Origin of the sequence: Burkholderia plantarii (assembly GCF_001411805.1) — a bacterium.
In the GTDB taxonomy this organism is placed as follows: domain Bacteria; phylum Pseudomonadota; class Gammaproteobacteria; order Burkholderiales; family Burkholderiaceae; genus Burkholderia; species Burkholderia plantarii.
Genome location: NZ_CP007213.1, coordinates 2,909,795 through 2,935,245, shown reverse-complemented (window position 1 = coordinate 2,935,245; position 25,451 = coordinate 2,909,795). Strand labels below are relative to the sequence as shown.

Here is a 25,451-nt window from a genome sequence, read left to right as displayed (position 1 = left end):
ACGGTGCCGTCATGAATCACGGGCGAGTTCATGGAACATCTCGGATCGCTGGACGTCTTCGTGCGGGCGGCGGAGGCGCGCAGTTTCACGGCGGCGGCGCAGCAGCTCGGCCTCTCCACGTCGGCCGTCAGCAAGGCCATCGTCCGGCTCGAGACGCGCGTCGGCGTGCGGCTGTTTCACCGCTCGACGCGCACCGTCGCGTTGACGCCCGAGGGCACGCTGTTCCTCGGGCGGTGCCGGCGCATCCTCGGCGAGGTCGAGGCGGCGGAATGCGAGCTGCAGCACCTGCAGAACAGCCCGCGCGGCAAGCTGCGCATCAGCCTGCCGTCGATCGGCATGCTGTTCATCGAGAAGATCGCCGCGTTCAAGGCCATGTATCCCGAGATCGAGCTCGACATCGACTACGGCGACCGGTACGTCGAGATGATCGAAGAGGGGTTCGACGTGGTGATCCGTACCGGCGAGCCGACCGACTCGCGGCTGATCACGCGGACCATCGGCAATTACCGGCGCGTGATCGTCGGGAATCCAGACTATTTTTCCCGCGCCGGCAAGCCGGAGCGGCCCGAGGATCTGGTGCGGCACGCCTGCCTGCTCTACCGCTATCCGAGTACCGGCAAGCTGGATGTCTGGCCGCTCGGCGAGAGCGCGCGCTTCCTCAGCGCCGACCTGCCGGTCAGCATGGTGGCCAACACGCTGGCGCCCCTCGTCTGCTTCGCCGAGCAGGGGCTCGGCGTGACCTGCATTCCCGACATCGCGATCCGCGAGCAACTGGCCAGCGGATCGCTGGTCAGCGTGCTCGACGACTACAACAGCGACGTGACCACGTTCCGTGTGATGTGGCCGTCCAGCCGCCAGCTCGCGCCGAAGCTGCGCGTGTTCGTCGACTACGTGGCCGAGCATCTGTTGCGGCTCTGAGGCCGGCCTCCGGCGCCGGCCCCACGCATGGCGCGAACCTCAGAAGTACTTCGTGACGCCCGCGTACACCGCGCGGGTCGGGCCGTACTGCGGCGCGAACACGCCGATCCCGGAGCCGTCGCGCAGCGCGTAGTTGCTGCCGAACGCGTTCACCAGCACGAGCCGCCCGTCCGCCTTGCCGAGCCACGGCAGGTCCAGATGCTGCACCACCGACAGGTCGACCTGCTCGTACACCGGCAGCTTGCCGGTGTTCGCGAAGCCCTCGCGCAGGCCGCTGCCGACGATGCCGTCGAACGAGAAGGTGGTCCGCCGCCAGCTGTAGGCGCCGCCGAACGAGATCGTCACGCGCTGGTCGTGGTCGAGGTTGACCCAGTGGTTCGAGATGTAGGCGAGCTCGTCGGGATCGAAGTTGAACTGCGCCGAGTTCACGTTCTTGCCCATCGCGCGGCTGAACGCGACGTTCAGGTAGGCCGAGACGTTTTCGTGCTTGTAGTTCGCGGTGAATTCCACGCCGTAGACGCGGCCGTACTGATAGTTGAACGGCGTGTAGATCAGCGCGCTGCCGAACTGGCCGAGATCGAGCAGGTTGTGGGCCTTCTTGTAGTAGGCGTCGAGGCCGAACGTCATGGCGCCCACTTCCTGGATCACGCCGAGATCGAAATAGTCGTCGCGCTCGGGCTGCACCGCCGAATTCTGCGTGACGGCGCTCTGGTTGGTGGTGCCCGTGTAGGCGCCGATCGTCGAGTTCGACACCAGCTCGAACGAGGGCGGCGTGAAGTAGCGCGAGTAGCCGGCGTGCAGCGTGGTGGTCTCGGTCGCCTTGAACACCAGGCCGACGCGCGGGCTCAGCTGGTTGGCCGTCACGTACTGGTCCATGCCGTCGTAGCGCACGCCGTAGTTGACGGTCAGCCGCGAATCGAGCTTCCACTCGTCCTGCAGGTACGCGCTGTAGAGGTAGCCGGTCTTGCTGCTCGCGCTGGCGATCGGAAACGGCACGTCCGAGGCCTGGTTGCCGTCGGCATCGGTCGGAAACACGGAGACGCTGTCGCGGAACTGCGCGTGTTCCTGCTGCAGGAACACGCCGGCGCGCAGCGTGTGGTGATCGCCCAGCCGGTAGGTGGTGTCGGCCTGGAGGCCGTAGGCGGTGTCGCTGTGGAAGTCCTGCGAGGCCACGCCGTTGTAGATCAGGTCGCCGATCGGGTCGGGATTGAACTGGGTCCGCGTGTAGCGCGTGAAGAACGCCACCTGGTAGTCGAGCGCCGCGCCGTTGGTGCCCTGCAACGCGATCACGGCGAAGTTGTTCAGCTCCGACTGGGTCTCGTCGAGGTTCGCCGAATCGAAGGCCGGCGTGCCCGCCAGCGTGAAGTTCGGCGTCAGGCCCGGCGTGTTCGGGATCTCGAACTGGTTCGCGGTGGTGCCGAACATCAGGCTCACGCGCGTGCGCGGGTCGATCACGTAGGACAGGTAGCCGAACGCGTCGCCCTGGCGCGTGTGGTCGTGCAGCGGATCGGCCGACGAGGTGGGGGCCTCGATGCCGAGGTTGTTGACGCCGAGCGAGCCGGTGAAGAAGTAGCTGAGGTTGCCCTGGTTGCCGTACACGTCGGCGCTGGTTTTCAGCGTCTGGTGGCTGCCGCCGTAGACGTCGATCGCGCCGCCGTTGCCGAGCGCGTCGCCGGACTTGGTGCGGATGTCGACGATGCCGGCCGTGCGGTAGCCGTATTCGGCCGGCAGCGCGCCCGTCAGCAGGTTGACCTGATCGATGATGCGCGTGTCGAGCGACTGCCCGAAGCCGCTGATCGGCTCGGGGATCAGGATGCCGTTGATCCGGTATTGCAGGTCCGCGTGATCGCCGCGCACGTGCAGCTGGCCATACGAATCGTTCGCCACGCCGGGCGCCTGCAGCAGCACGCGGTTGAGCGGCGTGTCGGCGCCCTGCGGCATCGCCTCGATGTCCTTGCTGGTGATCCGGTAGATGCTGCTGCCGGTCTCGGGCAGCAGACCGTTGCGGGCCGCGTCGAGGCGCCTCGCGGTCACGCTGATGGTCGGCACGTTCTGCGCGGTGACGTCCACCGGCAGCGTCACCGCGATCTCGGCCGGATGGCCCGCGGCAGGGCTGACGGTGCGCGTGACGGCCGCGAAGCCCGGCGACGACACCGACAGCGAATAGGTGCCCGGCGCCACCGGCGCGGCCGTGAAGCGGCCGGCCGGGTCGGTGGCGAGGCGCGCGACCTGATGGCCGGCCGCGTCGGTCAGCACCACCTCGGCCGCGTCGACGGGCGCGCCGGCGGTATCGGTGACGGTGCCGCCGAGCGCGACGCCCGGAGCGGCCGCGCGGGCAGGGAGGGAGGCAAGGGCGAGCGCGGCCAGCAGCACGGCGCGCGAGATCGGAGTCAGTGTGGTCATGTTGGAGGCCGGGCCGTGGCGGCGTCGGGTTCGCGCTGCCGGTGGCGGGCTTGGAACGGGTTGTGAACGGGTTGGGAGCGCAATGATATAACGTATCAAAACCAATACAAAGGATTAATGCAAACCCCCGGTAAATCGGCCGATGCATTGATTTTGAAAGCTTTTTCCTTGCAATTTCATTCGATGAAACGCGTGTCGAATTGCATTGGAAAGGAAGCTGAACGGCTTGGGTATCGGCTTGCCGGACGGCGGGAAAGGGGCCGAGGGCCGGGAAAACGCCGGGAAGAAGCGCTCGGCGCGCGCCGTCCGCGCCACGACCGCGCCGCGCCTTGGGCCGGCGCGCGTCGTATGGGACAATCGCGCCCGCGATTTCGCGCTGTCCCCGCCAATCACCGAACTCCGATTCGACGAACCCGAACCCTACGATGCGTACCATCCAGCAAGGCATTCTCGCGCCGCTTCCGTCGGCCAACCGTTACCTGTCGTTCCAGACCGCCCGGCCCGAGGAGGCCGCCGCCGCACTCGCCGCGCTGCGCGAGGCGGCCGACGGCACGCATGCCGTGGTCGGCGTCGGCCCGTCGCTGGTGCATGGCCTCGACCGCGAGATCGACGGCCTGAAGCCGTTCCCCGACCTCTCGAGGCCCGGCGCGCCGGTGCCCTCGACGCAGGTCGCGCTGTGGGTCTGGCTGCGCGGCGAGGATCACGGCGAGATCACGCTGCGCTCGCGCGCGATCGAGGCGCTGCTCGCGCCGGCGTTCACGCTGGAGAGCGCCGCCAACGCGTTCCGCTACGCCGACGACCGCGACCTGTCCGGCTACGAGGACGGCACTGAGAATCCGGAGGGCGAGGAGGCGGTGGAGACCGCGTTCGTGACCGGCAAGGGGCCGGGCCTGGACGGCGCGAGCTTCGTGGCGGTCCAGCAGTGGGTCCACGATTTCGCGGCGATGGGCGCGATCGACGGCGACGAGATGGATCGCATCGTCGGGCGCCGCAAGTCCGACAACGAGGAACTCGACGACGCGCCGGCCTATTCGCACGTCAAGCGCACCGAGCAGGAGAGCTTCAACCCCGAGGCGAAGGTGCTGCGGCGCTCGGCGCCGTGGGCGGACGAACGCCGCGCGGGGCTCTACTTCGTCGCGTTCGGCCACACGTTCCGCGCCTTCGAGGTGCAGATGCGGCGCATGGTGGGCGCGACCGACGGTGTGCTCGACGGGCTGTTCCGCTTCACGCAGCCGATCACCGGCGCGTTCTTCTGGTGCCCGCCGGTGGCGGCCGACGGCCGGCTCGATCTGTCCGCGCTCGGGATCTGAGCGGCCGGCGCGGCGCATTTCATGGCGGTGGCGCATTCGACGCGGCACGGTCGCGTCGAATGCGCGGGCGCGCGGCGGCGCCGCCGCTCAGCGCAGCGTCGTCTCGATCCGCGTGCCGCGCTTGATGAACAGCGTGACGGGCGTCTTCTCGCCGATCTCGCCGAGCCGCGCGCGCTGCGCCTCGTCGAGCGTGTCGCCCTCGATCGTGATGGTGCGGCGCACGTATTGCGCGCCCTCGCGGTCCGCGTGCAGTTCGGCATGCACGTGCAGCGGCACGGCCGGCCATTCCTTGCGCTGCATGTACATCCGCAGCGTCGCGGCGGTGCAGGCGCACAGGCTCGCGAGCAGCAGCTCGAACGGCGCCGGGCCGACGCCCTGGCCGCCCTCGCGTTCGGCCTCGTCGCCCTGGAAGCGGTGGGCGCCGGCCTGGATGTCGACGACGTAGTTCGGCGCATCGGCAGCCATTCCGGCTGCGGCATGGATCAGCGGCATGAGAATCCTCGATTCGGAAAACGGATGAAGGCGGGTGCCTGTCCGACAGCGACAGCATAAACGCCTCGCCGCGCGCCTGTCGTTAAGAGCGTGTTATGCACTTTCAAAAATACTGGGCCGCGCGAGTGAGCATCAAGGAGACAAAGACGACGAAGTGCAAGCCGGCCACCGAACAACTCGCGCTAGGTGGACGCGTTGTCCGCCATATTTTTGTGCTGGAGCGCGACAATCGACGCCAATGGGACGTCGAAATATCCCAATTGATAATCGGAACGCTGGAGCAGCCAAAGCACCTCGCGGAATTTCCGGTCGTCGGCCACAGGTCGGTCGATGATTCCGTTGCGCGAACACTCCGCGGCGAGGAGGATTTTCGCTTTAATGGGCGCAATAAGGAGAGCCGGCATCGGCAAATACGAGGGCGTCGTGTCAGCGCCAATCTGCTCGGGGCTGCGCAACGGGCGAGACTGGCGAAGCGCGTCTTCGGGTTTCTGCATTCTGGTCTCCATGCGATAGGTTGGGTTGAGCCAGCGGACCGTCCGCTGACCGAGCCGACTCGAACTGCGGCGGGCAGGCGGGCATTCGGAGAGGGCTGGCGCGTGTAACCCAAGGTGTTTATATCCGCTTGGGCCGGACTTACTGTAGGCAGCGGAATCAGCGGCGCGTAGCTGGACCGATGGCCAGACCCAAGCATATGCCGGCCGCTTGGTATAGCGTGGCGCGCGCCGCTGCTCGAGGAGGCTAAGCGCGCCCGCGATTGCGCCCTAAAGTGCCGCGAACCTGGCTTGGCAGTGAACGAAACTGGTCGACGCGAAATGAAAAAGCCCGCTTCGGCGGGCTATCTTTGAGAGCAAGGGGGTTACTTCTGCATCGTCGCTTCAATGCGGGCGGCGGCGGACAACAACTCGGTTTCGGTGAACACGTTTGGCCCGAAAGCGACGCGTAAAACCGCCAGGATCTGCTCGACCGACGGTACCGGTTCAGCGACCGGGCGCCCGCCGTCCTTGCGTCGCTGCTTGGCCGCCTTCACTTGTTGGTCGTATTGCTCGCTCTGCGCCACGCTGATCGTGAGGCGGCTGACGATTTCCGCATTGATCGATCGACGTTGCGCTTCAGCCGAGGCCTTGAGCTGTTCATAGAGGGACCAGGGGAGCCGGTATTGCGAGCGATGTGTGTCTTCCATCCGCCGGATTTGACACTACGAGCGCAGAAATCGTATAGCGACACTAGTAGTAACATTTGCGCGTCGCTCTCGCGGTGCGCTTGCGTTTCTCGGAGCGACGCGGTTCGACGACCGCGTCGTGACCTGCCTACCGCGTCGTCCGCAGGCCCCTGCGGCGGTAAGCAGGGCTTGGCCCTTCCTTCGCGAAGGGTTTTTTCGTCTGCTCGCACCGTGTCAGCGAGCGCACAGCGGCCGAATGCGTCGAGCAGGTTCAACGGGATCGGGAAGCATGCAGCCCGTCAAGCCACAATGGATGGCCGCCGGCCGAGAGCGGGTCGACTTGGGGTGGCGACTGCGGGGGCACGCCTGATGCGATGAGCCGAAGACAAAGTGCGCGATGTCGTCGAGGCCGCGCGTTAGGTCAGGCCAAAGAGGACTGCCCCGAGCAGGAAATCTCGGTAAAAAATCGGGAGGACAACTGATCGAAAGGCGGCTAGCCACTGATCTTGCTTTTGCTCTTCGCGGTCCACCGATCCTTGGCGCGCTCGAACGCGAACTTGGTCGAGTAGCCGAACATCTTGGAGTGAGCCTCCGGGCCAAACTTCCCCGATTGAAACAGCGGATCCAGTGCGCGCGCGAGCCGCACTTGGTCGAGCAGCGTTCGGAAGCTGAGGCCTGCGTGGCCGAGTTCTCTTTGCATTGACCGCAGGGACATGTTCAGCTCCGCGGCGAGTCCGTGAGCGTCGAGTCGCCCATCGAGACGATGGAGCGTTTGCAGCGCCCGGGTAACGATATGCTCCGGCTGCCAGGTCGCCATCATCGGTTCCTGCCTGGCACACTCCCCCCGGGCAATTTCGAATTCGATCTCGTGATGAAAGGGGAGCTCGGTGTCGAGGTAATGCTTGGGAATCGACAGCGAGGTGGACTGGGCATTGAACACGATCGGGCAGCCCAGAATCCGCGTCAATTCCTCGTGATCGTCCGGTTGTGGAAAGTCGAACTCAGCGCGGATGAACTCCACCGGAGCTCGGGTGGAGTCGAGTATCTCCCGCTGCACCGCGGCGAGGCACATCAAGGACGAAAATACCCTGAGGTCCTGACGGTAGGCATAGCCGTCCAGCAGGAAGACCGCATCGCTTCCAATCTCATGAAACGAAATCTTGAAGTAGGAGATTGCCAACAGGGGGTACGAAAAACCAAGGCTCATGGCCGCGCGGAGAGTCGGGGCGACGAGCATGGCGTGGCCGCGCACGCCGTACGCCGTGATCGGTATTGCCTTGCCGATCAGCGCGCCGGTGATTTCCGTCCCGGTGAGCCGCTGCGCATTCGCGAAGACGATCATCTCTTGCTCGTGCGAAATGATCATGTCCGGCCGGCTCAGGTCGCTTTCCGTGATGCCGCTCTCCGCAATGAGATCCGAGACCGGGACACCGCGCTTTTGGAGGAGCCGGATCGCGATGATGGCCGTGTGAAGCGGCGCGGGTCGCACGCTAGCAAGGTCGGCCCCGAGAGTCGGCCGCCTAGTCATCGCGCCCGTCCAAGATGCGTTTGGTGAAGATGACCTGGGTGCCGTACTCGTCCAGGCCGCCCCGCGTCCATCCCTGCCGTTGATAGAACGTGTCGGCTCGGGAGCCCGGATCCGTGACGAGCGTAAGGACGTCCACTCCCGCTGCGCGGCTCATTTCGATCGCGCGGTCCAGCAATGCCTTGCCGATCCCCAGACCCTGGTATACCGGGCGAACGAAGAGCGCTGATATCATCGGCTTCGAGGTAATCAGAATCATCATTGCGCCTGCCGCAACACCTGAATGTCGATCGACGCAAATTGCCCCGCCTGAAGTGTTGATGTTCTCCAAGACGACCTCGCGCTGCAGCAGGTGTATCTGGTGAGGGTGGATGCGGTTTTCAGTGACCGAGAATCGAATGTCGTAGTAGTCGCCGATGTCGCTTGGAACGATTCGCCGGATCAAGAAGTTTTCGGTGTCGAGATTTGCCATAAATGCGTCAGGTTTACCTGTGGAAAATGACAATATCACCTTAGTTTCAGTGATGATTTAAGGAGATATTTTTGCGCCTGTTCGAGATAAGATTATCTTAATTGGCGCGAAATGTGTAGTCGCCCAAGCGGATATCAAAATGAAGTGTGGAAAAATCGCGGGCGCGGGGCCGGTCATCGTGTGCCGAATGCAAATAAATGGCGAGATTGTTTATTTTGATAGGTGGACAAAGTCGCCGAATACGTACTGATTGTCTGATATTTCCGACTTTTGTTTCCCGGTAGGAGATAGTCCAGTCAAGAGCACGCTGCAACTGGCACGGCGGGCCGCCGGCAGACAGCAGAAGCCTTGGCGTAATTTGTCTAGGCTGCATGGTTGAAGTGTGAAGGCCGTTCGCTAAGAATGCCTTCGTGTATTCGTGTATTCGTGTATTCGTGTATTCGTGTATTCGGGTCGTCGACACAATAACGAAAAGAACTGCCGAAATGGCATTCGGTTTTGATCGAACGGAGAGATTCGATTTCCTATGGGAAGGACCGCAGTGTGGCTCGTACTCGGTACGGGCGTGCTATACCCGATCGCGATCATTGGATTCGTGTCGTCGTGCCTGCCGCTCGATTTCGGTGGGGTCGACTGGCACGCGCACTCGTGGTCGGCCTACGCCCGCTTGCTGTTCGACCAGGATTTCGATGGCAAGTGGGTTTGGCAGGCGGGATATGCACGGATATTCGCCCGGTCGGTCTGGTTCGCGGTGCTGACCTCCGCGACCTGCCTGCTCGTCGCGTTTCCGACCGCACTCTGGGTCGTGGGTTTGCGGACGCGATATCAACGGCTTTGCCTGTTGCTACTGATCGTGCCGTTCCTGGTGAGCCTTGTCGTGCGGTGTTATGGCTGGATGCTGCTGATCGCGGACCACGGGCTCGTGAATCGGCTCCTGAACGGGCTCGGCGTCGAGGGCGCATTAGGCATCCTCTATACCGATTGGGCGACGGTACTTGGCCTCACCAACGTGTTCATCCCCTTCATGATTTTCCCGATCTACTCGGTGTTGCGGCGCCTGGACTGGGAGACGGTAGACGCCGGAACCAGTCTTGGCGCATCGAAGTGGGCCGTGCTGACTCGACTGGTGGTGCCCGCCAGTATGCCGGGCATTCGAGCCGGCATCGGCCTAACCTTTATCCCGGCCTTCGGGTCGTATGTCGTGTCGGATTTGCTGGGCGGTGCGAAATCGATGATGGTCGGCAACCTCATCCAGCTGGCCTTCGGCCCCAACCGAGATTGGCCCAAGGGCGCTGCACTCGCGATTGTCGTCCTGGCATTCTCGCTGCTGGTTGCTTGGGCAGCGCGCTCTCGCCGTCCAGGCGGCCCGGGATCGGGTGAGCTGGGCGTGCCGACCAAGTTTCGCGGCGCCGGGCTGGTGGGTGCGGCAGCGCTGCTGTTTCTCTATCTGCCGATCGTCGCGGTGGTGGTCATGAGCTTCAATCTCGGCAAGTCGGCGCTGATCTGGACGGGGTTTTCGCTGCGCGCGTATCGGGATTTGATGTCGAACTCGGCGCTGCAAAGCGCCACGTGGAACTCGATTCAGCTCGCGGTCCTCACCTCGCTGATCACGGTTGTCTTGGCATTGTCGGCTGCGTGGGCGATTCGCTCGAAAGCCACCCAAGGAGCGAGAGCGTCTGCATTGAGCGCGCTGATCCACGTTCCGCTGGTGGCGCCGGAAATTGTCCTGGCCGTGTCGACACTGCTTGGCTTCGCCGCGCTGTCGATCGACCTTGGATTCGGCGTGGTCCTGTTCGCGCACGTGGTCTTCTGCCTACCCGTAGCCTTCATCCCGATTCGAGCCAGTATGGATGCTATCGATGACGCGGTATTGGATGCCGCCAAGGGCCTAGGTGCCTCGCCGTTCCAGGTGCTGGCTCGCATCGTGGTGCCGTGTGTCGCACCGGGCATCGCGTCCGCGGTAATGCTGTCCTTCATCACTTCGCTCGATGACTTCGTGACGTCGTATTTTTTGTCCGGCGTGGGGGGAACCACGCTGCCTACTTACATTTACAGCATGCTTAAGCTCGAGATGACAACGGAAATCAACGCCGCGTCCACGCTTCTGGCGATCGCGACATGCGGTATCGTCGCGGCCGGATACTGGCTCGCGCAGGTCAAGATCCCGGGAGGCGAAGCAACTCGCCGTGCGGAGACATTCGGTCCGAACTGGGAAACGTTCGCAGGAGGCCGACTGTGAAAACGACACTGCTGGCGACGCTGATCGCGATCTCGCTCCCTCTGCAGGCCGCAGAGCTGCACATTGGCAATTGGCCGGACTATTTCCCCCCGGCGTTGCTTCAAAAGTTCCAGAAGGAAACGGGGATCAAGACGACCCTCGACACCTACGACAGCGACGCAAGCCTGCTGACGAAGCTGCAGGCCGGTGGCGGAACCTATGACGTAGTGGTCGCCGGCGACTACTACGTTCCGATCCTGGCCAAGGACGGGCTGCTGACACGGCTGGATAAGGCCAAGCTGCCGAACGCCTCGAACATCCGGCCGGAGTATCAACATCCTTCGTTCGACAAGAATCGCGACTATGCCATGCCCTATACGATCGTACTGACCGGCTATGCCTATGACAGTGCACGTGTCCCGGGCGGCCACCTCGACGATTCCTGGGGACCGTTCTTCAACCCGCCCGCGAGCTTGCGAGGGGAGGTGGCCGACCTCGATGTCCAGGAGGAGCTTTACATGGCCGCGAGCTGGTTCCTGGGGCAGGACGAATGTACGGAGAGCCCAGAGGACGCGAAGCGGGTGCTCGCAGTGCTCAAACAGCAGAAGCCCGCGGTCAAGCTCTATAGCAATGACGGCCCGGTCGATCGGATGGCATCGAAGCAGGTCATCGTCCAGCAGATCTGGAACGGCGCCGCGGTGCGTGCCGAAAAGGCGCTGCCATCGGTCAAGTTCGTCTACCCGCGCGAAGGCGTCCGGCTGTTCATGGACAGCTTGCTCATCCCGGCGAAGGCGAAGAATCTCGACTCGGCCTACACCTTCGTCAATTGGATGATGCGGCCGGAGAACATAGCGGTTGTTTCCAACACATACATGTATGGAAACGAGATTGTCGGGTCCGAGCGTTTTGTTGATAAATCGCTTCTGTCGAATCCGGCATTCGCGACACCAGAGAATCTGAAATCGCGGTTGAAGCCTTATAAGGCGTGCTCGGTTCAAGCGATTAAGTTGCGAAACAAAGTATGGGAAATGCTCAAGTCTAACTAGGCATTCTGGATCGCGAGATTTCTGCGGCTGTATTGCGCCTTCCTCAGGGCAATACAGTCGGCAGACGGTTTTGAAAAATCACCCAATTCGCGAGCTTCCGTAAGGCTCGCAGCTTTTCTCCGCCTGCACTTTTCTCGTGCCTCGTTGCAGGCGGCCTCGCGGTTTGCGCTCGCGCCGATCGCGTTTTTTATTCAATGCTCGGAACACGGAAAGCGACATCACGACGTGCTCGGAGATTCTTATTTTTAGGAATGCATATTGTCGCGGCTGCGAAGCGCAGTCGGTGGTCGGCGCGCGGCCGCGCAAACACGCAAGGAGAGGGCGCGAAGCGTCGGGACGGAGCGTCCCTGCCACACGCTGCCGTCTGTTTGCCCTGATCTGGGCTGCTAACGGAGGCGCGACCGTCCGATTTTAGGCGGCTTGGCAGCGTTGACTCGCCTCGGTTCTTGGGCGTCGAGCGGCATGGTCAAGGGAGCGAATAGTTCCGAAAGCGATATCCCAAGCGGCCGGCACAACGCGGCGAGCGTCAAGACCGTTGTGTTGGCAGCGCCGGATTCGACTGCGCTGATCGCAACCCTGGAGACGGACGCCTCGTGAGCCAGGTCCTCCTGGCTCTTGCCGGCCTGCAGGCGCACTTCCTTCAACCGCCGGCCGACGGCCTGGGTGATTGGGTTGCGCTCGAAAGTTGGGGTTTTGGCAGATGCGTTCATGCTCGAGAGCATGCATTGCGAACCGTACAAAATCCATAATATGAACCATTCATTATTTGTTAATTTAACCTTGCATTGCGCGCACCCGGTGCGCTTCGAGGATATGACGATGTCAGCATGCGATGAGAACGCGGGAAAGCCGGTGCAGGACGGCGCCGTATCGGCGGAGCCGAACGGCAGATCCGATTCATATCGACCGGTGAGCGATCTGGTGGGCGTCGGCCGCATTGGCGCCGCGTTCGCTCGGGCGCTGGCCAGGCACGCGAGCTCGCGCGCCATCGCGCAGTCGAACGGCGAGCGCGATGCCGACACGCTCTCCAATGCAACGCTTCGGCGAGCCCAGCCCGGGCCGGATCTGGAGTCGCAGCGAGATCTTGTGTTCTTGCTCATCGCGTCCGGCGAGCCCCGCGCGCTTCAACTCGGGGAGAATGTTGGCGCCGCCAGACGGGCGATTGGCTTGCGCACCGTTGCGATCGTGATGCACGGAGCGGCCGCAGACCGGGAGACAGTCCAGAGCGCGACTGCCGGTCTCGCAGCCGTGGTCGATGCCATCGTCGTCACTCCCGAATTCCCTCACCTTAGCGTTCTCGACTCCCTTCTTCAGATTTACCGGACCGCGACTGGGGGCGACCCAACGGGGCGCCGCAAGGTTGCCATGCCCGCCGGCAGCGAGTTTTGGGACGTGAGGGGGGTGTTCAAGGCCGGCCGCCGCGGCGTCCTGGGCGCCGGCTTCGCTGCCGGTCCGGAGCGCATTTTCCAAGCGACAAGCGACGCCATCGAGGCGACCAGCGAAATGTCGTTGAGCACGGCTTCAGGCATTTTGGTGATCGTCAGCGGTGCGGAGACGCTTAGGCTAGGGGAGGTCGCGTCGGTCCTCTATCAGGTCCATGCTCGGACTCGCGGCGACACGGAAGCGGTCCTTGCGTCTCACTACGACGACCGAATGGGAGGTCTCGTGCGTGTGACTGTCGTCGCGGCAATATAGAGATCCGGCTGCGCGGTGCGTTTCCGCATTGCAATTTGACAATGCCCTCGGGAATGCTGTGGATCAGCAGAAGCGTCGATCCTAACGAAGACTCAACATCGTCGGTTTTTGGCAGAAGGCGGGTGTCATACGAGGAAGCTGCTCGGGCGCGGCGGATATTGTGGCGCCGGCGAAAAATCTGCACGGAGAGGCCGCCGACAACGCGGCTTTCGTCGATTGCTGTTAATGGTGCTGATAGTCCATTAATCCGATGTTGCGTCGCAGCGTGTCATCGCGCGGAGATTATCGACTGCCTCGAAATCAATCTCGTTGAGACCATGAGGATTTTATCGGCTGCTGCGCGGAAAATCGTACCGAGATAATCCGCCACTCAATTGGCATCAAGTCAAAATTGCCGAATCGATTGAATCATCAATTCAACGTTTACCGTTTCTTTCGTTTTTCCCCTAAAGTTTCGGTGCCATGCAGAGAAGGGTCCTACGGGGCAGAACCTGAGAAGAAGGAAAGACATGAGTACGGCGTCGCCAGGCGGCGTCCTGTCCAGCTTTGCGAGCCCGCAGGGAGCACCGGCGGGACTTGGCGGACTGGCGGGTTCGCTTGCCACCCATATCGCTAGCCAGGTCGGCCCGGTGGCCGCGCTTGCCGGTCACGTCGATACCGTGCAGCGCGCTGCGCAATTGGCGCAGACGGGCTTCTCGCTGTTGCAGCGGCCCCCGGCCGCGATTGCCGATTCGATCAATCAGGCAGTGGGCAGCACGGCGAAGCTCACGCAGATGAACCGCTACGTCACGCTCGACACGCCGCTCGGCGAGGACGTGCTGCTGGTGAGCGTGGCGGTGGTTGACGAGCACGTCAACCGGCTACCCGAGATGCACCTCGATCTGCTCTCGCACCGCAACGATCTGAAGCCGGCCGACCTGATCGGCCAGCAGGTCCGGCTCAGGTTCGACCCGCAATCCCGGCAATCGCTGCTGGCCGCCGCCACCGCCGTGAGCGGCGACGAGACGCGGTATTTCGACGGCTTCGTGGCGTCGTTCGACCGCGTCGGCAATCCGGGCAGCGTGACCCAGTACCACATGTCGGTGGTGCCGTGGTTCTGGTTCCTGACGCGCTCGACCGATTGCCGGATCTTCCAGGAGCAGACGGCGCAAGCCATCCTGTCGACCGTGTTTGCCGATCACGGCTTCAGCGATTTCGCGTTCGACATCCATTCCGAGCAAAAGCCGCTCGAATATGTGGTGATGTACCAGGAGTCCTATTACAACTTCTGCGCCCGGCTGATGGAGCAGGAAGGGCTGATCTGGACGCACCGTTACGAGAAGGACAGGCACCTCCTCGTGATCGGCGACGGCAACGCCATGTTCCGCCCGATCGAGGGGCTGGTCAGCGTGCCTTACGCCGACAGCGCGTCGAGCGAATACAACGGCATCGACCAGCTCAACCAGGGCGGCCATTTCGGCGTCGGCAAGATCGTCTATCGCGACTTCAACCATCAGACGCCGTCGTCGCCGCTGATGATGGTGGAAGTCGAATCGACGCTCAAATACGCGCGGCTCGCCACGACCGAGCGTTTCGAACATCAATCGCTCTACGATCACGCCGCGGACGGCGACCGCTATGCGCTCCAGGCCATCGAGGCCGAGGAGGCGGAGGGACAGCGCTACACGGGCCAGGGCTACGCATGGCGCATGACCACGGCCGGCAGCGTTAGCGTGACGGGCCACCCGGTGGCCGCCGACAATCAGGCCTACGTGATCCTGCAGGTGCGCCACGAGGCGGTCAACGACTACACCGCGCACGCGGCCAAGCTGCCGTACCGCAACAGCTTCGTGCTGCTGCCGCAGAAAGTCTCCTACCGCGCGCGGCGCGTCACGCCCAAGCCGCTGATCCAGGGCACGCAATCGGCCATCGTGGTGGGCCCGAAGGGCGAGCAGATCCATACCAACGGCAGTTGCGTGAAGCTGCATTTCCTGTGGGACCGGCGCGGCAAGCTCGATGGCTCCGATTCGATGTGGATCCGGGTGTCGCAGCCATGGGCCGGCGCTGGCTGGGGCGCGGCCGCGATTCCGCGGATCGGCCAGGAAGTGCTGGTGGCGTTCAATCAGGGCGACCCGGACAACCCGGTGATCGTCGGCCGCGTGTTCAACGGCGAACAGGGCAACCCGTACCACGGCGCGGCTGGCCAGACGATGGGCATCAAGAGCCAGACGCACAAGGGCGAAGGTTCGAACGAACTGCGCTTCTCCGACGTGAACGGCAGCCAGGAAGTGTTCCTGCACGCCCAGAAGGACATGAACACGGTCATCAAGGACGCCGAGACGCATACCGTCGAGGCCGGCCCGCGCACCGTCTCGCTGCTCAAGGGCAGCGAATCCAAGCGGATCCTCGAAGGCGGCATGACCGAGACGATCGCGCTGACCCGCGACACCTCGGCGAACGTCATCAATACCAAGGCGATCGCCAGCAAGGCCGGCCCCGGCATGCAGAGCCACCAGGCCAGTGACGGCATCGAGCACCGCGTGGGCGAAAGCGTCGTGACGATGACGCCCGACAGCATCAAGCTGAGCCACGGCCCGTCGACGATCCTGATCAACGCGAACGGTATCTATCTCGACGGCCCGGTCATCCACCTGAACCAGGGCAGCGTGCAGACGCCCGAGCAGGCGCTGGCGCTGCAGTGGGCCGCCGCGCAGGCCATGATCGCTCAGGGCCTCGCCAGCTCGGACCCGGCCACGCGCGCGGCGGCCTCGAAGCTGGCCCAGTCACTCAAGGCGCAGCAGCTCGCCAAGCTGGCCGATCACGTCTATCACCCGAACGATCCGCCGCCCACCGGCTGGAAGGCGATCGGCAACGATCCCGAGGCGCTCAAGGCCTACGGCCTCAAGCCGAGCGACCTGCAGAAGCCCGGCAGCAACTTCGGCGCGCAGATGTACGCGCCCGATCCGGCCGTGTTCGGCGACACCATGAAGCCGGCCATCGCGTTCAAGGGCACGCAGCAATTGTTCGGCGAGGACATGAGCAACAACCTCGCGCAGGGCCTCGGCGACGATTCGCCGTACTACCGCAATGCCGTCACGATCGGCAAGGACCTTCAGGCTTCGGGCGCAGCGTCGGGCGTCGATTTAACGGGCCACTCGCTCGGCGGCGGGCTGGCCTCGGCGGCCTCGGAAGCCAGCGGCTCGTCTGCCATCACGTTCAACGCGGCGGGGCTCGATCCGGGCACGGTCGCGCAATATGGCGGCGCCGCGCAGGCGAGCAACATCACCGCCTACCGCGTCGACGGCGATATCCTGACGGGCATGCAGGAAGGCCGCCTCGGCCCGATCAGCGACGCCACGGCCACGCTGATGCCGAAGGCGGTCGGCACCCCGGTGACGCTCGACGGGACCAGCGTGACCACCGTCGGCCGCCATTTGATGGGCGAGGTGTCGAACGGCCTGGGTGAGCAGGTTTCCAAGGACGAACTGAATCTCGCCTCCCATCTGAACTCATCGAACTGATGCGATACAAGAATGCAATCGCCGCCGGCACCGTCGCCGCGCTGATCGGCGCGGCGCTGCCGCTCGGCTGGCCCACTCAAGCGCAAGGGATCACCATGACTGGCTTCAAACGCTATGCGCCGGAAGAATTCTTTTCGGGGCAGCAGCTCACGCTGGCCCAGGCCATTCACGACGGCAACCTCGGCAGCGTGCAGCAGCTCGCGCCGAAGACGGATCTGAACACGCCCGGCGCGAAGCACGCCACGCTGCTGTCGTATGCCGTGCAGGAAATCGTGCCGGTCAAGAACGACGCGTCCAGCCCGCGCTACCAGATCATCTCGGTGCTGCTGAAGAACGGCGCCGATCCGAAGGCGAGCCTCGGCCCCGACGGCGGGTCGGTCGCCGAGCTCTCGCTGCGCGCCGATACGCCGAACCTGCTGCGCCTGCTGCTGGACGGCGGCCTGGATCCGAACTGGCTCTATAACGGCGACACGCCGATGCTGTTCGAGGTGGCCGAGAACAAGCTGCTGCCGCAACTCAAGGTGCTGATCGAACACAAGGCAAACGTCAACGCGCGCGATTCGCTCGGCAAGACGGCGCTGTTCCAGGCGACGATGATCCAGCAGTGGGACACCGTCGATTACCTGCTTGCGCACGGCGCCGATCCGAAAGTCGCCAGCGAACTGGGTGTGTCGTACGGCTGGGTATTGCAGAACGAACTGAAGAATCACGCCACGCCGGATTCGCCGGCCGCCGCGCGCATCGAGCAGATCCGCCGCAAGATCGTTGCGGCCGGCGCGCCGTGGCCGCCGCTCGATCCGAAGGCCCAGCGCGCGGCCATGCGCGCGCGCGGCGAGAAGGTCGTGACGCCGGCCGGTCAGGCGGACTGATGGCCGATCCGATCGAGGCGCTGCCGGCCGTTGGCCGGCGCGCGGTGCTCGGCGCGTCGGTGGTCGGCTATCTGCTGTCGCTGCTGCTGCCGGCGATGTATTTCGACAAGGAGCCGGCGCTGAGCGGACTGGCGCTGCTCGGGCAGGGCTGGTTTGGTCTGCTGACGCTCAATCCGGCGTGGCTGGCCAACCCGCTCTACCTGTTCGCGGCCGTGCAGTTCGCGCGGCGCCGCGACGGCCGAGCCGCGGCGTTCGGCGGCGCCGCGCTGGCGTGCGCGCTGTGTTCGTTCTTCACGAAGGACTGGTATTTCAACGAGGCCAGTGCGACGCCGATCGCCGGCCTCGGGATCGGTTTTTACGTGTGGCTGCTGGCGCTGGCGGCGTTGCTGCTGGGCAGCCTGCGCCTGCGCCGGAGCGCCGCCGCGACGCGTTGAGTGCCACGCGGGCCTTTGACGCATTCGATTTTTCTGACATGGGCAGCTTGCATGACGGATTCCGACAACCGTATCCGCATCCACGAAGGCAGCATCGCGCTGCCGGCCGGTTTCGAGGATCGGACCACCAATCTCTTCGTGCCGGCCGATCTGGCCGCGCAGCCGAACCTCAGCGTCGCGCGTGACTGGCTGAAGGACGGCGAAGCGCTCGACGCCTACGTCAATCGCCAGAGCGGGTTGCTCAAATCGCGGCTGCAGGGCTATCGCCTGATCGCGCGCGCGGCCGAGCGGCTTGGCGCGGAAGACGGCGGCATCGCCGGCGAACGGATCGACACCGCCTACCGCAACGGCGCGAAAACCGTGTTCCAGCGGCAAGCGGCGTTCGTCGTCGCGCCGGGGCGCGTGCTGATCTTCACGGCGTCGAGCGGGAGGAGCTTCGGCGACACCTACGACGCGTTCTGGCGCGACTGGCTCGACGGCTATCGGCCGGATGCGCCGGCCCAGGCCTGACCGGGCCGAAGGAGACGTATCGTGTACGAAGCGGCCCGCGTCACCGATCCGATCGAGCACACCAGCGCGCTTGCCGGCTTCCTGGTGGGCGCCGTCCTTGGCATCGCCCTGATCGCTGCCGTGGCGTTCGCCACCTTCACCTGCGGCTTCGGCGTGGCGCTGCTGGCCGGCATGGCCGCCGGCATCGGCGCGCAGGTGCTGTTGTCGTTAGGGGAATCGATCGGGAAGATGTTCAGTTCGCAATCCGGCGCGATCACGCTCGGCTCGCCGAACGTCTACGTGAACGGCAAGCAGGCCGCCTACGCCACGCTCAGCAGCGTGACGTGCAGCAAGCACAACCCGACGCCGCTCGTCGCGCAGGGTTCCACCAACATCTTCATCAACGGCAAGCCGGCCGCGCGCAAGGACGACAAGATCACCTGCGGCGCGGCCATCTCGGACGGCTCGCACGACACCTACTTCCACGGCGGCACCCAGACCTGCCTGCCGATCGACGATGAAGTGCCGCCGTGGCTGCGCACCGCCACCGACTGGGCGTTCGCGCTGGCGGGGCTGGTGGGCGGGCTCGGGGGCCTGCTCAAGGAAGCGGGCGGGCTATCGCGCGCGGTGATGCCGTGCGCCGCGAAGTTCATCGGCGGCTACGTGCTCGGCGAGGCGGCGAGCCGCTACGTGATCGGCCCGGCCATCAACAGCGCGATCGGCGGGATGTTCGGCAACCCGGTAGACGTCACCACTGGGCGCAAGATCCTCCCGGCCGAATCGGAAACCGATTACGTCGTGCCCAGCCCGATGCCGGTGGCGATCCGGCGCTTCTATTCGAGCGACCTCGATTACGTCGGCACGCTTGGGCGCGGCTGGGTGCTGCCGTGGGAACTGCGGCTGCACGCGCGTGACGGTCGGCTCTGGTACACCGACGCGCAGGGCCGCGAGGCCGGCTTCCCGATCCTGAAGCCGGGTCAGGCCGCGTTCAGCGAGGCCGATCAGCGCTATCTGACCTGCACGCCGGATGGCCGCTACATCCTGCACGACGTCGGCGAAACCTATTACGACTTCGGCCGCTACGAGCCGGGCTCGGGCCGCATCGGCTGGGTGCGCCGGATCGAGGATCAGGCCGGCCAGTGGTGCCAGTTCGAGCGCGACAGCCGTGGCCGCGTGCGTGAAATCCAGACCTGCGGCGGCTTGCTGGCCGTGCTCGATTACGAGCCGGCGCACGAGCGGCTCGCCGAGGTGTCGCTCGTCAGCGGCGATCAGCGCCGCCTCGTCGTGGCCTACGGCTATGACGAAAACGGCCAGATGGCCTCCGTGACCGACGCGAACGGCGCGGTAGTGCGCCGCTTCACCTATGCCGACGGGCGCATGACGAGCCATTCGAACGCGCTCGGTTTCACGTCGGGCTATACGTGGAAGGCCATCGACGGCACGCCGCGAGTGGTCGCCACCCACACCAGCGAGGGCGAGGCCTGGGCGTTCGAGTACGACATCGAAGGCCGCCGCACCCATGTGCGGCATGCCGACGGCCGCCACGCGCAATGGCGCTACGACGCGCAATTCCAGATCGTCGAGTACCTCGATTTCGACGGCCGTCGCTACGGGCTCAAGTACAACGATGCCGGCATGCCCGTGATGCTGACGCTGCCCGGCGAACGAACCGTGATGTTCGAGTACGACGACGCCGGCCGCATCGTTGCCGAAACCGATCCCCTCGGTCGCACCACGAAAACGCGCTACGACGGCAACAGCATGCGGCCCGTCGAAATCATCTTGCCCGACGGCAGCGCCTGGCACGCCGAATACGACCGGCAGGGCCGGCTGCTGGCCACCCGTGATCCGCTCGACCGGGAGAATCGCTACGAATATCCGAAGGCACTGAGCGCGCTGCCGGTGGCGCATGTCGATGCGCTGGGCGGGCGCAAGACGTTCGAGTGGAACCGGCTCGGCGAGCTGGTGGCCTACACCGATTGCTCGGGCAAGACCACGCGCAATTTTTTCGATGCATTCGGCCTGCCGCTCGCGCGCGAGAACGCGCTCGGGCACCGCGTGTCGTTCGACCTGCGCCCGACCGGCGAGGCGCGCCGGGTCACCTATCCCGACGGCAGTTCCGAAAGCTACGAATACGACGCCGCCGGGCTGATGATCCGGCACATCGGGCTGGGCGGCCGGACGCAGACGTTGCTGCGCAATGCGCGCGGGCAACTCGTCGAGGCGGTCGATCCGGCCGGGCGGCGAACCCGCTACCACTATGACGCCGAGGGGCGCCTGCGCGAGCTGCAACAGGGGCACGCGCGCTACGCGTTCGCATACAGCGCAGGCGGGCGGCTCACCAGCGAAACGCGGCCCGACGGCGTGCTGCGCCGCTTCGAATACGGCGAGGCCGGCGATCTGGTGGCGCTCGAGATCGTCGGTACGGCCGAGGATCGCGCTCCAAACGATCGCCCGGTGCGCACGATCCGCTTCGAACGCGACCGGATGGGCAACCTGTGCGTGCAGCACACGCCTACCGAGGTGACGCGCTACGCGCGCGACACCGGCGGCCGCCTGCTCGAAGTCGCGAGCGTGCCGACCGCGGCCGGGCTGGCGCTCGGCATCGCGCCCGACACGCTGACGTTCGAATACGACAAGGCCGGGCGGCTGACCGCCGAACACGGCGCGAACGGCAGCGTCCGATACACGCTCGACGGGCTCGACCACGTGATGAAGCTCGCCTTGCCACACGAGCAGACGCTGCAGATGCTGCGCTACGGCTCGGGGCACGTGCACCAGATTCGCCACGGCGACCAGGTCGTCAGCGATTTCGAGCGCGACGACCTGCATCGCGAGTTGACGCGCACGCAGGGCCGCCTGACCGAGCGCACCGCCTATGACCTGCTGGGCCGCAAGATCTGGCAATCGTCCGGCTTCCGGCCCGACGCGCTTGCGCGGGGGCAAGGCCAGCTGTGGCGCAACTATGGCTACGACGCCGCCGGCGAACTGGCCGAGAGCCACGACAGCCTGCGCGGCAGCACGCAGTTCAGCTACGATCCGGCCGGCTATCTGACGCAGCGCGTCAACACCGCCGACCGGCAGCTCGAATCGTTCGCCTGGGACGCCGCCGGCAACCTGCTCGACGATGCGCAACGCAGCAGCCGCGGCTATGTCGAGGGCAACCGGCTGCGCATGTGGCAGAACCTGCGCTTCGACTACGACGCGTTCGGCAATCTCGCGACCAAGCTGCGCGGCGCGAATCAGCGCCAGCAGTTCACGTACGACGGGCAGGATCGGCTCGTGGCCGTGCGCACGCAGGGCGCGCGTGGGGTGGTGGAGACGCGTTTCGCCTACGATCCGCTCGGGCGGCGCATCGCCAAGACCGATACGACGCTCGACGTGCGCGGCGTAACGCTGCGCGAGGAAACGAAGCGGTTCGTATGGGAAGGGCTGCGGCTCGCGCAGGAGGTGCGCGACACCGGCGTGAGCAGCTACGTGTACAGCCCGGATGCGCCTTACACGCCTGCGGCGCGGGTCGATGCCATGCTGGCCGAGGCGATGGCCGCCGCCGCCATCGAGCAGGCGCGGCGGCCGGCCCGGATCTATCACTTCCATACCGACCTGGTAGGCGCGCCACTCGAGATGACGGACGAGGCGGGTGAGCTCGCCTGGGCCGGGCGCTACAATGCCTGGGGCAGGGTCGAGACGGATGCGGGCCTGCTGCCGACCGCGCGGACAGAGCAACCGCTGCGATTCGCTGGGCAGTACGCCGACGAAAGCACGGGGCTGCACTACAACACATTCCGGTTTTATGATCCGGATGTCGGGCGGTTTGTCGGTCAGGACCCGATCGGGTTGTACGGCGGGGAGAATTTATACGCCTACGGCCGCAACGCCCAACGATGGATCGATCCGTGGGGTTGGTGTTCGGTCAAATTGAGCAACAATATGGAGAAATCGGGCGTCACGCGCCCGGCAAACTCGGCAGCACACCATATCGTGGGAGATACTTCGAAAGAAGCTGCGCCGGCTCGCGCCATTCTCTCAAAATATGGCATTGATGTAGATTCCGAATTGAATGGCGTGTTCTTGCCGAATCGAAACAATTCCGACGATCTCGCGGGGATATTGCACAATGGCAAGCATCCAAATACTTACTTCCAAAAGGTCAACCAACTTATTCAGAATGCCGACTTGGGCGGCAAACAAGCCGTTCTTGATCAGCTTCAAACTATAAGGGAGACGTTGCAAAATGCCTCCAGGGATATGCCATGGAAGTCCGTTCTTTCTGAATTGTGAGTGCGTATGACTACTGTATATGGTTTGAGGCAGGACGATGCATATCAGGCGCTGGTGCAGGTCGACAGCGAGGGCGAAGTTGCGTACGACACGAGCATAGCCATACGTGCAACTGCCCGGTGTGGACGAGCGTTCGGGGAGGAGTACAAGCCCGTCGAGCTTTCATGGGGTTCTCCCCGACGAAAGAAAAACAGTGATATTCACACCCTGCTGTCGCCATTTCTTGTATTCAGCAAGAAATCTTTCGACGCATTGAGCCCGCTGCTTCAAGGGGCAGGAGAAGTGCTGCCGGTCGAGACGCCAGCGGAAGACATGCTGGGTTTTCACGTGACCAGAGCGCTTGAGGGCGCCGTCGACATGGAGAAGTCCAAATACAAGGTCTATCCTCAAGCCACGATTTTCAATAAAATTGTTCTTTTGGAACATCAGGTTCGGGATGTCGATATATTCAGGCTGAAGGAAAGCCCCGCGACAGTATTTGTCTCCGAAAAATTCAAAGGCCTCGTTGAGGAAAGCAAGCTGAAGGGGTTCGATTTCGGAGAAGTGGTATCAATTTCTTCTGAAAGTTAGGTGTTTCATTTCCGCTTCTCAAGGCCACGAGGCGGCATGGCCTTGATCGAGGCTGCGTTCGATAAACACGGCGAGCCGGGCTGGACGAGGGGCGGCAGCGCTTGATCACGTCCTCCGAGTTGTTGACCGTCTACCTGGTGTTCTGCAAGGTGCCCGATTCGAAGGTATGGCCCGCCTCGAATCGCTACCTGTTCGACGACTTCGGGAACCCTAGAGCGTGTTATGCACTTTCAAAAATACTGAGTAGCGCGAGCGAGCATCAACGAGACAAAGACGACGAAGTGCAAGCCGGCCAGCGTTTCAGGCAGACGCTCGTAATCACGCGCCAGCCTGCGAAAGCGATTGAGCCAGCCGAAGCTGCGCTCGACCACCCAGCGTCGTGGCAAAAGCACAAAGCCTTTCTTCGCTTCGGGTAGTTTGACGATCTGCAACTCGATGCCTTCGGCGCTCACGGCCGATGCCGCATCCTTGCCGGTGTAGCCTTGGTCCGCGAAAGCGAGTTTTACCGTGTTGCCCGTGGCTTGCTGGACTTGTTGCGCCAGTTCCTGAACCTTGGCCCACTCTTGCTCGTCGGCTGGCGTGATGTAGACGGCCAGCAGATGTCCCAATGTGTCGACAGCGATATGCGTTTTGCTGCCACGCTTGCGTTTGTAGCCGTCGTATCCTGCGCGCTGACCGCTTTCGCATGTGGACTGAAGCGTTCTCCCATCGAGAATGACCGCGCTGGGCTGGCCCTGACGCGCTTGCGCGACGCGAATGATCGAGCGCAGATCGTCGGTCATCGCTTCAAAACACCCGGCGCGAAGCCATCGCTGTGTTTGCTGATAAACGGCTTCCCACGGCGGGAAATTGGTTGGCAGCAACCGCCGCGGCGCGCCTGCGCGGGCCAGCCAGCGCAGCGCGTTGTACAGCTCTCGCAGTTCGTATTGCCGCTGCGGGGCGTTCTCTTTCATCAAGGTCAGATAGGGCGCCACGAAGCCCCATTCTTCATCCGTTACATCGCTTGGGTAAGCGCGGCGTTTTTCCATCCAGCTTCGACCAAGGTCAGCTAGAAAATTGCATAACACGCTCTAAGGCACGCGCGTGCGCCAGGCCAGACTCGGGACGGAGTCAGGGCAGGCCGTCGTCGCCGCGCGCCGCCTCGCGCACGATCGCGGCCACGCGCTCGCGAAACCAGCGATGCATGCGGTCCGCGTCGCGCGATTCGTGCCAGTAGGCATGGATCGCGTAGGGCTTCACGCGCAGCGGCACCGGCTTGACGACGATCGGCAGCAGCCCCGTCATCCGCAGCGCGTAGGAGCGCGGCAGCGTGAGCAGCAGGTCGCCGGCCGCCGCGATCTGGCAGGCGGCGAAGTAGTGCTGGCAGGTCAGCTGGATGCGCCGGAACTTGCCGTCGGCGGCCAGCAGCACGTCGAGCGAGTTCGGCTCGCCGAGCGGCGAGACGCTCACGTGGCGCGCCGCGAAATAGTCGGCGCGGCGCAGCGGCCCGGCCGCGAGCGGATGATCGCGGCGCAGCACCACCACCAGCGCGTCGTCGGCCAGCTCGTCGCGCACCACGTGCGGGCCGGTCGGCACGCGCCGCTCGACCGCCAGGTCGAGCTGGCCGCTGGCGAGTTCGCGGCCCACGTCGGCCAGCGCCACGCGCCGGCTCACCAGCGTGACGCGCGGCGCCTCCTGCGCGAGCCGCTCGACCAGCTGCGGCAGCGCGATCGATTCGAGCACGTCGCGCACCCCCACCACGAAGCGCTGCTCGACGGTGGCCGGCACGAAGCTGGCCTGCGCGTGGACGGCGGCCTGCAGGCCCTTCAGGTGGCGCTGCACGTCGGCGATCACGGCGCGCGTGCGCTCGGTGGGCGTGACGCGGTTGCCCTGGCGCACGAACAGCGGATCGCCGAAGTGGCTGCGCAGCCGGTTCAGCGCGTGCGTGACGGCCGGCTGCGTCAGATGCAGCGCGCGTGCGGCTGCACTGATGCCGCCGTGGACGTAGATCGCGTCGAGCACGCGGAACAGGTTCAGGTCGAGACGCAGGTCGGAGGGCACGGGTGGACGGCTCGCGAAGGCCGCGAAAAG

Annotated in this window: 20 protein-coding genes; 11 read left to right on the top strand and 9 right to left on the bottom strand. The window is 64.4% G+C overall.

Annotation, left to right across the window (positions count from 1 at the left end; translation table 11 throughout):
- Positions 1–30: 30 nt before the first annotated feature.
- Complete coding sequence (locus tag bpln_RS29175) at positions 31–918, top strand: LysR family transcriptional regulator (protein WP_042628618.1); 888 nt, start codon at positions 31–33, stop codon at positions 916–918.
- A 39-nt stretch (positions 919–957) separates the two neighbouring features.
- Here the strand turns inward: bpln_RS29175 and bpln_RS29170 are convergent, their stop codons facing one another.
- Entirely contained in the window at positions 958–3,321 is a 2,364-nt protein-coding gene (locus tag bpln_RS29170) for a TonB-dependent receptor (protein WP_080937477.1), read from the bottom strand.
- Between the two features lie 425 nt (positions 3,322–3,746).
- On the opposite strand from bpln_RS29170, the gene bpln_RS29165 reads away from it, so the two are divergent.
- Complete coding sequence (locus bpln_RS29165; protein WP_055140777.1) at positions 3,747–4,631, top strand: Dyp-type peroxidase; 885 nt, start codon at positions 3,747–3,749, stop codon at positions 4,629–4,631.
- 87 nt (positions 4,632–4,718) lie between these two features.
- Here the strand turns inward: bpln_RS29165 and bpln_RS29160 are convergent, their stop codons facing one another.
- The 5 genes from bpln_RS29160 to bpln_RS29140 all read right to left on the bottom strand — a co-directional run bounded on the left by bpln_RS29160 (position 4,719) and on the right by bpln_RS29140 (position 8,279).
- A complete protein-coding gene (locus bpln_RS29160; RefSeq protein ID WP_042628616.1) occupies positions 4,719–5,123 on the bottom strand; it encodes an OsmC family protein in 405 nt (134 codons plus the stop codon).
- A 182-nt stretch (positions 5,124–5,305) separates the two neighbouring features.
- Positions 5,306–5,617, bottom strand: a complete 312-nt coding sequence (locus bpln_RS29155) for a hypothetical protein (protein WP_148654225.1) — start codon at positions 5,615–5,617, stop codon at positions 5,306–5,308.
- A gap of 362 nt (positions 5,618–5,979) precedes the next feature.
- The gene (locus bpln_RS34690; protein WP_055140775.1) at positions 5,980–6,303 is read right to left on the bottom strand and encodes an Arc family DNA-binding protein; all 324 of its coding nucleotides are present in this window, start codon (positions 6,301–6,303) and stop codon (positions 5,980–5,982) included.
- Between the two features lie 472 nt (positions 6,304–6,775).
- The gene (locus bpln_RS29145; protein ID WP_226993705.1) at positions 6,776–7,771 is read right to left on the bottom strand and encodes an AraC family transcriptional regulator ligand-binding domain-containing protein; all 996 of its coding nucleotides are present in this window, start codon (positions 7,769–7,771) and stop codon (positions 6,776–6,778) included.
- A 31-nt stretch (positions 7,772–7,802) separates the two neighbouring features.
- Positions 7,803–8,279: a GNAT family N-acetyltransferase gene (locus bpln_RS29140; RefSeq protein ID WP_055140774.1), complete on the bottom strand. Its 477-nt coding sequence runs from the start codon at positions 8,277–8,279 to the stop codon at positions 7,803–7,805.
- A gap of 541 nt (positions 8,280–8,820) precedes the next feature.
- Here bpln_RS29140 and bpln_RS29135 point away from each other — a divergent pair.
- Positions 8,821–10,518, top strand: a complete 1,698-nt coding sequence (locus bpln_RS29135; RefSeq protein ID WP_158512086.1) for an ABC transporter permease subunit — start codon at positions 8,821–8,823, stop codon at positions 10,516–10,518.
- On the top strand, positions 10,515–11,543 hold the full coding sequence (locus tag bpln_RS29130; RefSeq protein ID WP_055140772.1) for an extracellular solute-binding protein: 1,029 nt from the start codon (positions 10,515–10,517) through the stop codon (positions 11,541–11,543). Before bpln_RS29135 ends, bpln_RS29130 begins: the two co-directional genes overlap by 4 nt.
- A 386-nt stretch (positions 11,544–11,929) precedes the next feature.
- Here the strand turns inward: bpln_RS29130 and bpln_RS29125 are convergent, their stop codons facing one another.
- Positions 11,930–12,253, bottom strand: coding sequence for a helix-turn-helix transcriptional regulator (locus tag bpln_RS29125; RefSeq protein WP_226993704.1), 324 nt, complete (start codon positions 12,251–12,253; stop codon positions 11,930–11,932).
- Between bpln_RS29125 and bpln_RS29120 the strand changes: the two genes are divergently transcribed.
- The 7 genes from bpln_RS29120 (at position 12,237) to bpln_RS29090 (ending at position 23,381) form a co-directional block, all read left to right on the top strand.
- A complete protein-coding gene (locus bpln_RS29120) occupies positions 12,237–13,238 on the top strand; it encodes an FtsZ/tubulin family protein (protein WP_244132099.1) in 1,002 nt (333 codons plus the stop codon). The two genes, bpln_RS29125 and bpln_RS29120, sit on opposite strands and share 17 nt — an antisense overlap.
- Positions 13,239–13,747: 509 nt before the next feature.
- Entirely contained in the window at positions 13,748–16,738 is a 2,991-nt protein-coding gene (locus tag bpln_RS29115; RefSeq protein ID WP_055140769.1) for a type VI secretion system tip protein TssI/VgrG, read from the top strand.
- The gene (locus bpln_RS29110) at positions 16,738–17,607 is read left to right on the top strand and encodes an ankyrin repeat domain-containing protein (RefSeq protein ID WP_055140768.1); all 870 of its coding nucleotides are present in this window, start codon (positions 16,738–16,740) and stop codon (positions 17,605–17,607) included. Before bpln_RS29115 ends, bpln_RS29110 begins: the two co-directional genes overlap by 1 nt.
- On the top strand, positions 17,607–18,041 hold the full coding sequence (locus bpln_RS29105; RefSeq protein ID WP_042628607.1) for a hypothetical protein: 435 nt from the start codon (positions 17,607–17,609) through the stop codon (positions 18,039–18,041). The genes bpln_RS29110 and bpln_RS29105 overlap by 1 nt, the downstream gene beginning before the upstream one ends.
- 51 nt (positions 18,042–18,092) lie before the next feature.
- Entirely contained in the window at positions 18,093–18,551 is a 459-nt protein-coding gene (locus bpln_RS29100; RefSeq protein WP_055140767.1) for a DUF1795 domain-containing protein, read from the top strand.
- A gap of 21 nt (positions 18,552–18,572) precedes the next feature.
- Positions 18,573–22,811, top strand: a complete 4,239-nt coding sequence (locus bpln_RS29095; RefSeq protein ID WP_055140766.1) for an RHS repeat-associated core domain-containing protein — start codon at positions 18,573–18,575, stop codon at positions 22,809–22,811.
- A gap of 6 nt (positions 22,812–22,817) precedes the next feature.
- Positions 22,818–23,381 (top strand): imm11 family protein, encoded by a 564-nt coding sequence (locus bpln_RS29090; RefSeq protein WP_055140765.1) that lies wholly within the window; start codon positions 22,818–22,820, stop codon positions 23,379–23,381.
- A gap of 230 nt (positions 23,382–23,611) precedes the next feature.
- On the opposite strand, the gene bpln_RS29085 is transcribed toward bpln_RS29090, so the two are convergent.
- Together bpln_RS29085 and bpln_RS29080 are read right to left on the bottom strand one after the other, a co-directional pair.
- On the bottom strand, positions 23,612–24,409 hold the full coding sequence (locus bpln_RS29085; RefSeq protein ID WP_055140764.1) for an IS5 family transposase: 798 nt from the start codon (positions 24,407–24,409) through the stop codon (positions 23,612–23,614).
- Between the two features lie 82 nt (positions 24,410–24,491).
- Positions 24,492–25,421 (bottom strand): LysR family transcriptional regulator, encoded by a 930-nt coding sequence (locus tag bpln_RS29080; protein ID WP_055140763.1) that lies wholly within the window; start codon positions 25,419–25,421, stop codon positions 24,492–24,494.
- Between the last annotated feature and the right edge of the window lie 30 nt (positions 25,422–25,451).